General features: G+C 50.0%; 11 protein-coding genes. 10 read left to right on the forward strand and 1 reads right to left on the reverse strand.

Annotation, left to right across the window (positions count from 1 at the left end):
- The 9 genes from QFZ48_RS25725 (at position 1) to QFZ48_RS25765 (ending at position 12755) form a co-directional block, all read left to right on the forward strand.
- Positions 1–1437, forward strand: a complete 1437-nt coding sequence (locus QFZ48_RS25725; protein WP_429064425.1) for a contractile injection system tape measure protein — start codon at positions 1–3, stop codon at positions 1435–1437.
- Positions 1438–1556: 119 nt separating this feature from the next.
- On the forward strand, positions 1557–3236 hold the full coding sequence (locus QFZ48_RS25730; protein WP_429064427.1) for an eCIS core domain-containing protein: 1680 nt from the start codon (positions 1557–1559) through the stop codon (positions 3234–3236).
- 25 nt (positions 3237–3261) lie between these two features.
- On the forward strand, positions 3262–4626 hold the full coding sequence (locus QFZ48_RS25735; RefSeq protein ID WP_429064429.1) for an OmpA family protein: 1365 nt from the start codon (positions 3262–3264) through the stop codon (positions 4624–4626).
- Positions 4627–4638: 12 nt separating this feature from the next.
- Positions 4639–7476, forward strand: coding sequence for a DUF4157 domain-containing protein (locus QFZ48_RS25740; protein WP_429064431.1), 2838 nt, complete (start codon positions 4639–4641; stop codon positions 7474–7476).
- A gap of 95 nt (positions 7477–7571) precedes the next feature.
- Entirely contained in the window at positions 7572–8447 is an 876-nt protein-coding gene (locus QFZ48_RS25745; protein WP_429048327.1) for a hypothetical protein, read from the forward strand.
- Between the two features lie 14 nt (positions 8448–8461).
- Positions 8462–9835 carry a DUF6851 domain-containing protein gene (locus QFZ48_RS25750; protein WP_429048325.1) on the forward strand — a complete coding sequence of 458 codons (1374 nt, stop codon included), beginning with the start codon at positions 8462–8464 and terminating at the stop codon, positions 9833–9835.
- 14 nt (positions 9836–9849) lie between these two features.
- Complete coding sequence (locus QFZ48_RS25755) at positions 9850–10620, forward strand: ParA family protein (protein ID WP_370910758.1); 771 nt, start codon at positions 9850–9852, stop codon at positions 10618–10620.
- A 6-nt stretch (positions 10621–10626) separates the two neighbouring features.
- Positions 10627–11355 (forward strand): DUF4157 domain-containing protein, encoded by a 729-nt coding sequence (locus tag QFZ48_RS25760; protein WP_429048323.1) that lies wholly within the window; start codon positions 10627–10629, stop codon positions 11353–11355.
- Positions 11352–12755, forward strand: coding sequence for an ATP-binding protein (locus QFZ48_RS25765; protein ID WP_429064433.1), 1404 nt, complete (start codon positions 11352–11354; stop codon positions 12753–12755). The genes QFZ48_RS25760 and QFZ48_RS25765 overlap by 4 nt, the downstream gene beginning before the upstream one ends.
- On the opposite strand, the gene QFZ48_RS25770 is transcribed toward QFZ48_RS25765, so the two are convergent.
- A complete protein-coding gene (locus QFZ48_RS25770; RefSeq protein ID WP_429064435.1) occupies positions 12745–13197 on the reverse strand; it encodes a GNAT family N-acetyltransferase in 453 nt (150 codons plus the stop codon). The genes QFZ48_RS25765 and QFZ48_RS25770 overlap by 11 nt on opposite strands.
- 168 nt (positions 13198–13365) lie before the next feature.
- On the opposite strand from QFZ48_RS25770, the gene QFZ48_RS25775 reads away from it, so the two are divergent.
- Entirely contained in the window at positions 13366–14235 is an 870-nt protein-coding gene (locus QFZ48_RS25775) for a glycerophosphodiester phosphodiesterase family protein (RefSeq protein ID WP_429064438.1), read from the forward strand.
- Positions 14236–14239 lie beyond the last annotated feature (4 nt).

Below are 14239 nucleotides of genomic sequence, written 5' to 3' on the forward strand. Positions count from 1 at the left end.
ATGTTGCATAAGATCCGTAAACAAACACTCCTGCTGACAGTGCATAACAAAGACACTGTTTTTACCTGGCAACACCAGGTAACAGCGCTGTATTGGAACAAGATCATTCCTGCACTGGAAAAGCTGTTCGATAGTCATAGCAGCGGCGACACGGTTATTTATATAGATCGTCTTGAAATTGACCTTGGAAAAATCAAGGCGGCCGATCTTAATAATGATCATTACGTGGCCCTGCTGCTGGAGAAAATGACCGCTGCACTAGCCACGCTCCATGTAAAAGAAACACCGCGTAAATCCTTGCCGGAACACGCTTTTGATCAGTGGTGCTACTACATGGAACATGGCACGCTTCCCTGGAATGCGTCACGGCCCGATGAAGTATGGTACCAGCAGGTATTACAGGTGCTGGCTACCAGTCACCAGGCAATTACCTCGCTGCGCCAGCAATTGTTGAACAACCGGGATTATCTCCCGCGCATCCTGATGCAGCATTCACCGGAATTTATTACGCAGCTGCTGGTCATCATCACCGCCAGAAAACAAACCAGCTGGACACCCGTGATTCACCAGCTTTATGATGCCTATCGCCTGTTACAACTTGCGCACAGCGATGGAATGAACCGCCGTGCCTTCGAACAGGCATGCTGGCATTCATTGTTATTACAGGCGGCAGAGAACCCAACTGTAAGTGAATCTGCACAAATGAATCAGCTGTTAATCCAACAGCCGGTATTTGTTACGCAGCTACAGGAACTGATAACGGTATGCCGCAATAATGGCTGGGATAAAGTATTAGCCGCGGCTACCTCCGTCAACATACAACAAGCGGCAGCGCTGCCAAAAGAACCGGTCGCTGCTCCATTAGCCAATGAAGCTTCCGCCAAACCGGACACAGATACATCTGAAGAAGAAATATCAGCGACTACTACCGGCGCCAAAACTTTTTACGTGGTAAATGCGGGGATCATCCTGTTGCATCACTGGTTGCAGCCATTGTTCCGTCAACTGGAATGGACGGATGGTAAACAGTTCCTCAATGCCGCCTGCAAGCAGCAGGCCATTATGCTGTTACACTACATGGCAACCGGGCAAACGGAAGCCGATGAATTTGAAGTGGTGTTGCCAAAATTATTATGTGGCTGGCCGCTAAAAAGGCCACTGGATACCAAGTTGGCGCCAACAACAGAAGCTATGGAAGAAGCCGACGGCCTGATGGAAAATGCCATCAGCCACTGGAAGGCATTGAAAAATATTTCTGCAGACGGGCTACGGGAAGGGTTCCTGCAACGCCCCGGAAGATTAATCACCGGCACAGATAAGCATCAGTTACAAATGGAATCAGACACCATCGATATCCTTTTGGATCGCCTGCCCTGGAACATCAGCATCATAAAACTAAAATGGATGAAAATACCACTACACGTACAATGGCGATAAGCTTCCTAAATCAATAAAAATTCCCAAAAACAAAATCCTTAAAATCAGTATAATCAGCGTAATCAGCGAGAAAGACAATATCCGCTTCAATATAAAATCCTGAGAAAGACAACATCCGCATGAGTACAAAAACATTATCACCCGCAAATATACAACGAGCCCCCGCCTCCGGCCTTAAACAGCCGGCAGTAACCCCTTTCTGGGGAAAGCCCGCGGCGCAACCGTTTTTCCAGCCGGTTATTCAGCGTAAATGTGCTCACTGCGAAGAAGAAGAAGAAAAGAAGAACAACGTGCAGCGGAAGGAAACCTCTCCGGCCGCCATCTCCCCAACAACAGTAGAAAGTAATATCAACAGTACCAAAGGACAGGGAGAAGGGTTGAAAGGAGATACCCTGCAGGAAATGAACGGCGCTTTCGGCGCAGATTTCAGCAGTGTAAAGATCCATACTGGCAGCAACGCAGCAGGACTTAACCGTCAACTGAATGCACAGGCATTTACCACCGGTAATGATATTTATTTTAACGAAGGAAAATATGCTCCGGGCAGCAGCACCGGTAAACACCTGCTGGCGCATGAGCTTACACATACTTTACAACAAGGACAGGGAACAACAGGCATAGCACGGCAGGTAGCTCCCGTGAAAGAACACGGGGACCTGTCGCAGGTGCCTGCAGGATTGGCCTGTCCCGTAGATACCAGTGCGCCAAGGGTGGAAGACAGCTATCCGTTCACGGTATCTTCTTCCGGTTTATCGCCTGCTAACCAGCGGCTGATCAGCGGATTTGCGGCCAACTGGCATCGCCTCGGGGCCAGTGCTACCGTGCGGATAGATGGTTTTGCCAGTGTGGATGGCACTGATGCGTTCAACTGGGGGCTGTCGTGCCACCGTGCACAGGCAGTAAGGGACGAGATGATTACTCCAACTGATGGCAGCCCCGGTATTGGCGCCGGGTTTATTTCCATTTTTGCACATGGGGAAACCAATCACTTCTCCCGTACCGATCCGGTGGCCAACAGGGTAGCCGTTATCAGTTCGGTAGTGCCCGTACCACCGCCGCCACCGCCGGGTCCAACGCCTCCCGTTGTTCCTGAAAGAAAGTGCGGTCCCAATGTTACTTCAGAAATAGCACGGGTATGGGCGCAGGTACAAAGTAATTTCAACAGCTGGGGATTCACAGATAAATTGAATGCCTGCCGTTATCTCGTACAGCCTGTGATTATGGGCAGCGGCGGACCGCAACTTAATAAAGACGCATTTGATACGTTCGGCTTATTCCTGAACACTGCCGGTTGGACACAGCAAGGACCTTATCATCCGCCATGCGGTGTGCCGGGATCAGCCGGGGATCCCTGCTGGAGCCGTGATCCGCTGCATGAAGCAGACGACGTATGTTCCAACACCGTGCAAACAGGCAGCAGCTGCTGGAAATCCGGTACCGTAAATTACGGTACCTACGGTATTATGATGCGGTTGTGCAACGGCTTTATTTCTCCTATCGGATTTTTACCGCCGCCATTCGGCCTGCTGAGCGGCGCCTTCTCTTATGCTTCTATGGTGGCGCTGATCACCGCCTATAAGCTATACGATCATGAAAATCCGATGGATCCTATCGCCTGGGCAAGCGCTACTTATAACGGCGGGCCATCAGGCGTGGCGTCCGGCGGCAACAAACCAAATTGCCCCGCCACCTGTAACGTACCATTTACAACACCTTCATTTGATTACGTATGGGAACCCGTAAGACAACGCACTTCGCTGAATCCCGCACCTTACGGATACCCGTGTACAACACCCTGATGAAGACGACTTAAATAGTAATTGCATGAAAAAATCTCCGAAAAACGTTAAAAACAAACAGGCAGAAAATGATAAACCTTTTTTCAGCAAAGCTGAAAACGGGGAATCTTTTTTTAGTAAACCTGGAGATAATACACTGCAATTACAACCGGCGGATGCAAAAGCCAAAGACGCTGCGCCCGCTGCTGCTGTGGCGGATGCGTGTAAAGCCAGCAGTACACCTGAATCCAAATGGGCCAATGATAACCCGGGACAGGTATTTGGTGTGGAAGACACATCCGCCGGCAAATCAGAAAGTAATGAGCTTATTTTCTGGAATTATTGTGTGGGAGAAGCAGCTATGCGCGCCGCCCACCGTGAACGGCTAAACGAAGTAGCCGATCGCTGGGTAGAGATATTGAAAAAAGACGGCGCACTGAAAGTAAAACTGCAGGGAGCTGCCAGCACCTCCGGCAATGTAGACAGTAACAAAGCCCTGGCGGCAGAACGGGCTGGCATCATCCGGGACTTTCTCATCGCTAAAAAAATTCCCGACAGCCGGATCGTGATAGATAATACATCCACTCCAAGGAGTATGGCGCCGGAAACATCGCCGGAAAACCAGGCCCGCAACAGGAGAGTAGAACTCTTTCTGTTCCGCTCCACACCCGTAGTCAATAAATTACCACCCTGGGTAGATGTGCAGGTACAAAACCTGTTCATTGGTCAGCAGGGAGTGCCTACACCTAAGCCCACCTTTAACGAAAAGGATAACTTTTTTGCCCGGAACCATTTTTCCATGAAGGCATCGGCAGATATCACACTGACTTCGCTGGGAGGTACCGGCGTCGGCTTTTCGCAGGTGCTCACAAGAGATACGCTCATGGCGCAGTACAGCGATAATGCAGGCCGCACATTGTTGCTGGATTATGGCAACTGTAACCTGTTGCCCTGTAAGGATCTGGAAAATGCTACCAGTCATTTTGCCATTGATGGCCTCAGTATGTTTAACTCCGGCCCCGGCACCACTCAGGGAAAAGTAGCCATCAGGGACCGGCCGGGCGCAGCGTTCCCACTGCATTACCCCGACTCAAAAACGGGTCCTTTTCATCTCACCAATTATTTCTGGCTGATGGATTTTACCGTAATACTTGGTGTTAGGGAGATGGGGGCTTTCATTCCATTAAACCACGCCTTCTGGAGTGTGGCCGGATCGGAAGACGTGAATATTAAACAGAAGTCTGTAAGCGGGATGGCGCCTATTTCTGTGGTAAGTGACTGGCAGCCGGGCATGGCGCCGGGAATGAACCTGGAAGCTATTTATGCCGGTCCTACCTGCAGATATGTAAGAAGATCAGAACAGTTTTCCGCCAGGGAAAACGTATGCAAACCCAATGAAACGATTGAATAAAAGTTTTTATAAGTGGCAGCAGCAAATACACAGATACAACCACCCGGACTAAAATCCTCTGCACCGCAGCAGCGGGAAGGACCCTTCTTTGGCCCTGCCCCCGTGAAAGATCCTTTCTTTCAGCGGAAAGAGCTGCATGGAGAAGAAGACGGCACCCTGCAACGCGAAGCTACTGCTAATGCAACACCGGATGTAACACCAGCGGTAGAACAACAGCTGTCGCAAAGTAAAGGTAACGGAGCGCCGCTGCCATCGCGCCGTAATGAAGAAATGAGCCGCGCCTTTGGTACAGACCTCAGCGGCGTGCGTATTCATGAAGATGCAGGCGCTGCGGATATGAGCCGGCAATTGCAGGCAAAAGCCTTTACACATGGAACGGATATTTATTTTGGCGCCAATCAGCATAACGACAGCGCTGAAGGAAAACACCTGCTGGCGCATGAGCTGACCCATGTAGTGCAGCAAAGTCCGGCGCAGATGATTTCCCGCGCGCCTTTGGCCTATGCGTATTCCAAATTTAAACTGGCGAATAAAGTGGAACTTCTCGGTGACGGTACAGCCGCCAACACAGGTATGTCGCTGGATGAATTCAACAGCTACATACGCCGCCGGGCCGATTGGTTTGCCGAGAGTACACTAATAGAAGCCGACCGGAAAGCATTGTGGAAGATGATCGCTAAAATAGACGAGGGGCCTCATATACTGGCTGGCGCCTCGGATCTAAAACTTAAGGACCTGATTCCGTTGACGCCGGATGAATGGACAAAGCTGGGCGCCTTTGGTAACGGCTGTAACCAGGGCGACACGGTAATAATACTAAACACTACGCCGCCGGTAGCGCGGCGAATGGCATTGGGCAAAACCATGCTGGAACTGGAAAAACTGATTGGCGGCAAAGTGCTGCACGAAACAGTGTCTGAACTGCAATTGATAGATGTAGAGGCAAGACCCGTTTTACTGACGAACCTGAAAGATTACTGGAAAGACTTTCAGCCTCACCTGCAAAGAGGGTATTCTCCCGGCGCAGGTGCCAGGGGAGCGGAATTCCAGAAGATGATCAATATGTTCACAGCTCTTTCGCCATCCGTTTATTCCGACCTGAAAGGCCGAATACGGAACCTGCATCGCTTCAGCATACCGGCGCTCAATAAGCTGGTGGCTAATTACAGCAACAGGCTGCAGCTACTTCCATTGCATCTTATCATTCATACCGGTATCGATGCCAGCGCATTCCAGGATGCGGCGCCGAAATTTGAAGACGTGATCATCAACTCACCGAACCTGGTGCTGATGCTGGAAGGTCAAAATTCGATCGCTGATATTATTAAAGAGGTACCTAAAATTGCTGCTACATACGGCAAGGGCTCTCAGATCGCACAGGTGATCATCGCAGGGCATGGTTCGCCGCACAGTCTTGAATTGGCGGGTACAAGTTTACCAAACGTTGTGAAAGGCCGTGTTGACTACAACTCTGAAAGTCTTGATATCAGCAAACCTCTGGAAAAGTTAAAAACAAAGGCCCTGCTGGATGTGCTGATCAATAATCTTGATCCTGCCACTGCCCGCATCGTATTTGCGGGTTGTCTTGTTGGGGCACACCCGGTCCCTACAGGCACCGCCGCGGCCAATGTAGCGCCATATCTGGCCGCTAATCCAAATGTGGTAGAGTACACACAGCAAAGGGCGGCAGCGCTTGGAAAACCGGTGCAGGTGGAAGGAGCCCGTGCATCCGTAGGACTCTCAGCAACCACCTTGAGAGATCCTGTCAGCAATGATCTTCATATCGATTATCCTTTTGATCCGCAGGCTTTTGGTACCGCTGCAGCTTACCTGGCTGTAGGCCGTGAGCCGGAAGGAGTCATGAGGGCGGCAGTGGAAGTAGCGGCTGCAAATGCTGCAACAGCCACCGTGCTGTTGAATAACAGAATGGGAATAGCCACTACATCATGGTGGGATGAATGCGTAGTAGCCTTTGTAAAGGTAGCATTGAAGGGACTGGGCCCCAACCCGGTAAGCCTCGCCAAATTGCTGGAACTTGCCCAGGTAGCGCAGTTCCCGTTCCTTGCCGGTTTCGGAACAAAATATGGTATATCAGTTGCGCACTTCAAAGGCTGGATCAACGACCGCCTTGCATTTGCGGCAGAGATCTACGACGAAATGCTCAAAACGCCGTCAATGATAGCGGCAGCAGATACGGAGAAACGGATTGGCAGATTTTTGATGGAACAGGCATGGCTCAACTTTGATCCTGCAAGAGCAGGAGCATTCGTAACTTTCCTGGAAGGCGTACCATCCGATTTTGTGCGGCATATGGAAGTACATCTCGACGTAGCAATTATTAAACCGTCAGATGCTACACTGTTTGCTCCGGCAGCTCCGCACACGTCCGGAAGGATCAGGCTTGCACTGGCATGGCTGCACAACGAACCGGCAAATGCCTTTGTAAAAGCATTCTTCAGAAATGAGATTTCAAATACAGCAACCGGTCCCAAGCTGTCGGCACTCGTTACAGCGGAACTGGCCGGCCGCCAGCCGGATGAAATTCTCGGGCCACTGGGTCGCCTGGCGCCAAGATCCGATAAGCCGGGCGACGACCGGCCATTGGCCAATGCACGCATCCCCGGACGTGGATTTAATAACTTACTCATTGATCAGAAAGCATATATCGCAACAGTAACGGCACTGAAAAAACTCCCCGTGTTCAGAGGTCCCGGTCCAAAACACAAAGGTATTGGCTGGGTAAAACCGGGTGATCTTTTACAGGTAGCCGGCTTCACCGGTGCATGGGCTGCATTTGATTTCAACGGCAAACTGGGGTATGTGGATAAAACGCAGATTACACCACCATAGCAATAAACCAATACAAACACCCCGTGAATAAATGTTGTTATAGGAAGTAGTGCAGCAGTTGCACATCTCCCGGAAACAAAATGATAAAAAGAAAAATGAAGAACTGGAAAACATTGACAGGTAACGGTGGCAACAAACTGGTGCTCAAAGACAACTATTCGATAGCTGCCTCCCTGCACCAGGTAACGGTATGGAAAGAAGACAAGCCGTTGCTGCAACATCATACGGATACGCCACAGCCGGGCTTTCCAACGCTCATCGGCGATCAGCTGTATTGGGGCGCCGGTGTCCTCGACCTGGCTGCCAACGTACGGCACGAAATCCCGGGCATGCAGGAAGTTATCAGAACGGCAGGCGGACAATATCAGGTATCTCACGGTAATGAATATACGCCAAGCGTGTTTGCATGGGCGCCCGATGGCAGCGTCGTGGCCGTATCAGTACAGTGGATAGGCAAACCAGGCCCGCCACCCGCAAAGGTGCTGCTGCTGGATAAGGAAGGACGCCTGCTGCAAACTCTTTGGGAAGACAGCAACCTGCCGGTGGCAGCGTTGTATATCAGCGATAAATGGATACTGGCAGGCACGCCGCAGTTCCGCGTGTTCGATAAGGCAACTTTTAAAGCCACCATCATCCCGGAACAATTGCCCGCCGTGAGAATTGAAATGACAGCAAATGAAAAACAACTGCTGCTGTTACAATACAATCACATCGGCCTTTGGGATACTACGGCAGGAAAAGAAATAAACCGCTGGAAAGGAAACTGGAATGATGCCACCATCACACCGGACGGCAAATACATCATAGCGGTGGATTTTGAAGGTAAAACGTTTCTTATCAATACCGCCGCACCCCATGAACAGCAGCAGGTAGAAGCCCCGGGCGCTATCTTCTCCGTGGCAGCAGACAACAACCGGTTGCTGGCGTTTTTTATGCACGGTGCAGTCGTCAGAATTACTACATTATTATAAAATGAAAAGATGATATGTCAACCCCGACAACACTCGTAGTGCAATGGAACCAACTGGCAGTGGAAGCGATCCGCTGCTCGTCACTTCCACCATCACTGGCCGCACGCGCACTGGCTATGGTACACACCGCCATGTACAATGCGTGGACGGCCTACAACCCCTGTGCCATCAGTACCGCCACCGGCGCTTATATTAAACGGCCTAAAGAAGAACACAAAGCTGCCTATAAACGCAAAGCATACAGCTACGCTGCTTTCCGCGTGCTCACGGAACTATTCCGGTTGATTTTACCCGCGGAAAATAAAAACATGTTTCATGATATGATGCTGCACCTCGACTATGACCCCGCCATCACCACGCTGGATATTTCCAATGCAGCGGGTATCGGTAACCTCGCAGGACGTTGTATACTGGAAGCCTTTGCGGGAGATGGTGCCAACGCTTATGGCACCCTGCAAATGCCTGCCTGGTCGGATTATACAGGATATAAACCAGTGAACACACCGGAGCAGCTGAAGGAACCGGGCCGCTGGCAACCACTGCTTGTTCCGGACGGCAATGGTCATTTTAAATCACAACAGTTCCTCACGTCACATTGGTCGCTGGTGCATCCTTTTGCGTTGCAGTACGCGGCACAGTTTCGTCCGCCGGTGCCTTACCTGCCCGGTAGTACCGAGTTTCAGCAGCAGGTAGACCAGGTGATAGCGATCAGTGCCGGCCTCACCGACCTGCAAAAAGTAATCGCGGAATATTGGTGGGATGGTCCCGGCACCGTAACGCCGCCAGGTCATTGGTGCCAGATCGCACAGTATGTATCTAACCGGGATCAGCATTGTAATCACCAGGACCTGAAACTATTTTTTGCCCTCAGCAATGCAATGCTGGATGCCAGTATTGCCTGCTGGGAAAGTAAACGGCATTATGATGCCGTACGCCCGGTTTCAGCCGTGCGCTATGTATACAAAGGACGCATAATAAAAGCCTGGGGCGGTCCGGGGCAAGGTACTAAGGAAATAAAAGGAGAGGAGTGGCTGCCATTTCAGCCACCGGCCGCTATTACGCCGCCCTTTGCAGAATATGTTTCCGGTCATAGCACCTTTAGCAGCGCCGCGGCCTATATCATGGCGCAGTTTACCGGTGGCGATAAACTGGGCGCCACCGTATTATGCAGCAAAGGTGGTTCGCTGACAGAACCCGGTTATACGCCTTCACGCGATATTTCATTAAGCTGGAATACATTTTCGGAAGCAGCCGCGCAAGCTGGACTGTCGCGGTTATACGGTGGAATCCATTTTCCGCGCAGCAACCAGGAAGGGCAATATCTCGGGCAAAAAGTAGGCAGGATCGTATGGGAAAAAGCAAAGTATTTTTTCAACGGAACATTATGATTAACTGATTTCTTATGACGGTAATATCGTTGGCTATTCAGAAAGGAGGTTCCGGCAAAACCACCACCGCTATTAACCTGGCTGCCGCCTTGCAGCAGGCAGGTAAAAAGGTGCTGCTCGTGGATGCCGATCCCCAGGCGAATCTCACGCAGGCACTAGGATATGCAGAAGACCCGCCCCAGCACCTGTACACCGCACTGAAAAAAGAGATCGCAGGTGAAGAGGCATTGTTGTCGCAGGTGATACTCACATCGCCCTGCGGACTGATGCTCATACCCTCGTCGCTGGACCTGGCAGGCGCAGAACTGGAACTGGTGGGCATGTACGGACGTGAACAGGTATTCAGCTGGATGCTGAAACCGTTGCTGCCACAGTTTGATTTTATCCTGATCGACTGCCCGCCCGCCATTGGCATGCTTACCGTAAATGCGTTGGTAGCCAGCGATTACGTACTGTTGCCACTACAGGCAGAATTTCTTCCGCTGAAAGGCGTTCGCAGTTTTATGTATCATTTTGAGAATATAAAAAAGAAGCTGAACACCAACCTTGAAGTGCTCGGTATTGTTTTAACCAAGTACGACGACCGGAAATCCATGAACCGGCAGGTGTTGAAACAACTGGAAACAGAGTACAACGGCAAAGTAATGGATACCTATATCCGTTCCAATATACAGCTGGCCAAAGCACAGGAAGCGGGAATGGATATTTTCAGCTTTGATCCGGTGTCGCATGGCGCAAAAGATTATCGCAGGCTGGGAGAAGATTTTCTAAGCAGAATAAAATAGTTGGTTATGTTTGATAGTAAACAGTCTTTACCCGCCGCCGCTTCCGCAAAAGAACCCTTTTTCAGCGGCGTGCAACAGAAGAAAGAAAGTACTTTCTTCCAGACAAAATTATCCGTCAACACACCCGGAGACGCATTTGAGCGGGAAGCCGATTCGGTAGCAGATAAGGTGGTGAGCGGTGGCAGCGGCGCCGGCCCGGTAGTACAGAAAAAAGATATCAGCTCAGTACAGCGGCTGGCTACTTCCGAAGCAGAAGAAAAGCTGGGCACCAACGATGCCCGCATGCGCCGAGATAAAGATATTCAAACCAAGCCCGAACTGCAACGGAAATGCGCCGCCTGTGAACACGAGGAAGAAGGCCAGGTGCAAAAATCCGAAGCCACCGGAGGCGGTAGTGGCAGCAGTTCCGCCACACCGCAGCTCTCTGCGCAGATTGAAAGTGCTGCCGGTAAAGGCAATCCCATGAGCCGGCAAACAACACACGAAATGCAGCATAAATTCGGGGTAGATTTCAGCCACGTAAATATTCATACGGGCACCTCCGCCATACAAATGAGTAAAGAACTGGGTGCGCAGGCATTTACCCACAGGAATGATGTTTTTTTCAATGCAGGAAAATATAATCCTGACACCAGTAACGGCAAACACCTGCTGGCACATGAACTTACACATGTGGTACAACAGGGCGCTGCTAAAGAAAAATCCGCTACACAACCGGGAGGGACAAACATATGAGTAAGATTAACAACAAGGTATCTCCAAAAAAAACAACCGCGAAACAGCCAATAACCGCGGTACCCATCGCCGAAACCACCGCCACGGCGCCGGAACTGGCCTATTTGCAGGCATTGATCAACTATCAGCTGGGTGTCTACTTTAAAAAAGAAGGCACGCCTTCCAAACCACCTGCTATACCTGACAGGACTACCTGGCAAATTGTACGGCCGGAAGCCATGCAGCAAAACAAATGGAGCGACGAAGAACTCACCCTGCTGCTGATAGCATTGGTGCCGCATATCCTGCCGGAATTTTACGACACGGCTATCCAGCAATTCCTGCCACAGGCAGGCGAATTTCCACAATTAGGCGGTGTACGCGGCAAACAATTCCGGGGCTTCCTGCCCACCGGAGAAACAGCGCTTTTCCTGCTGGCGGGCACCAACTGGAAAAAACGCCTGGAAGTACAGGAGCTGTTTGAACCCGATCATGAATTTGCACTCAAAAGAATATTATGGCTGGAAGATGTACAGGCAGGAGAACCACTGATGAGTGCCCGTATTATGATGGACATCGACTATGTAAATCTCTTTATAAAAGGAAAACCCGGCAGGCCGCATTTCAGCATGAGCTTCCCCGCCAGGCTCATCGCCACGGAGCTTAGCTGGAACGACCTGGTGCTGGATGAATCCATTATGGTGCAGATCCGGGAGCTGGAAACATGGCTGCATCACAACGATCAGCTGATGAATGAATGGGGCATGAAACATAAGCTGAAGAAAGGCTACCGCACATTGTTCTATGGACCTCCCGGTACCGGCAAAACTTTTACGGCCAGTTTACTCGGTAAATATACCGGCAGGGATGTATATAAAATTGACCTGTCGATGGTCGTTTCCAAGTACATCGGGGAAACAGAAAAAAACCTGGAAACACTTTTTGCAAAGGCAGCAGATAAAGGCTGGATCATTTTTTTTGACGAAGCAGATGCGCTGTTTGGAAAACGCACCAGCGTACGGGATGCACATGATAAATACGCCAACCAGGAAGTATCTTACCTGCTGCAGCGGATCGAGGATTTTAATGGCCTGGTAATACTGGCTACCAATATGAAAAATAATATTGACGACGCCTTTATCCGTCGCTTCAATGCCATCATACAATTCCAGGTACCCGGAGAACGGGAGCGGGCGGCTATCTGGCAGAAAACCTTCCCGCCAAACGTAAAGTTCCTGGATGAAGAAGATATTCCCGGAAAAGTGAAAAAGTATGAAATCACCGGCGGAAATATTATCAATGTAGTACAATACGCCTGCCTGAAAGCGCTGGAACGGAAATCAACAGCGGTTGCCCTGGAAGATGTGGTAAATGGCATCCGGAAGGAGATGAACAAAGAAGGACGGTCGTTTATTGTTTAATATCGGTGTAAGTGAACTGCACTACATTTTCCGGCGCACCGCCGGTAGCACGGTAAAATTCCACGGCATGTACATCCGTGGCTACTGCTTGTATAAAGAACGTGGCATAGTTATTCTCCCGGCAGTAGTCCGCGAAGGCAGATAGTAAATGTTTGCCAACACCCTTTCTTTGAAATTCGGTATGCACCGCAAAGTCATACACATATATATCAGCAGCGCGTGCGTAACAGGAGGGCAGTACATAGGCGGTAAGTCCGCCTATAACGGCATTTTCATGCATGGCGGTATACATAATCAGATGGTCCCCGCTCAACAGGTTTTTGAGATAACTCTTATCGGGCATTTGGAAGTCCTGCATGTCAAATACCGCTTCATATACCTGGAGCAATTCAATAAATTCGGCGAGGTGATGCGTAGTTAACCGCTGCGTGGTAATATTCATGGCTATTGTTTGATGGGTGTTAATACACTATAATGTAACTATTTTTTCCGGCAACCGACACCTATGACTACTAAGATTATTTTTTTATTAAGCCGGTAGGGATCTTCTGTGAAATAATATACTTTCACAGGAACATCCTGTCTATCGCTGTAAAAAAATAAATACCTGATGAACCGTTTATTATTAGCAACCTTATGTGCCATCAGCCTGCCGGTAACCGCACAGCAAAAAACGCCTGCAGACGCTATCCTCGACGAATTTAAACATCACCCGGAACATATCATGGTGGCGGCACACCGTGCTTCGCATAACAAATACCCGGAGAACTCACTCGCGGCTGTAAAGGAAGCTGTTGAACAGGGTATTGATATCGTGGAAATAGATCTGCATGAAACAAAAGATCATATCCTCGTGCTTATGCACGATGAAACCATTACCCGCACCACCGGGAAACCCGGCAAGGTAAGGGATTATACCTACCACGAACTGCAGCAGTTTCCCTTACTTTTTAAAGGAAAACCCACCACGGAGATTATCCCTTCTTTTGAACAGGTATTAAAGATCACCAAAGGAAGAATTATTGTAGATGTAGATTTTAAGGAAGAAAGCGAGCCGGCAGCCAGGCAGGCCTTTGCCCAGATTGCGGCACATGGAATGGAAGAACAGGTCCTGTTCTTTATCTATGATCATCATACAGCGCCCACCCTGTACAGCTGGAATCCGGAGATCCCGGTAATGCCCCGCGCGCACAGTGTGGCGGAAATAGCAGAAATACAACAAATGGCCGCGAAGCAGGGCAAGTTCCCGGTTATTCACGGAGACGCTTCTTTTTACTCCGATTCCCTGGTGAAAAGTATTACCACCGGCGGCACACGGGTATGGATGAACGCTTTGGGAAAGTATGATAAACTGGAATCAGAAAAAGACGATGCCGGTTTTGATCAGCTGCGTAAAGACGCGGCCTTTGCCAATGTGATCCAGACAGATTATCCTGAAAAGCTATTGGCTTATCTGCGCAGGAAAGGACTGCATAAATAAACAG

The sequence above is a fragment of the Chitinophaga sp. W2I13 genome (genome assembly GCF_050434005.1).
GTDB lineage: Bacteria > Bacteroidota > Bacteroidia > Chitinophagales > Chitinophagaceae > Chitinophaga.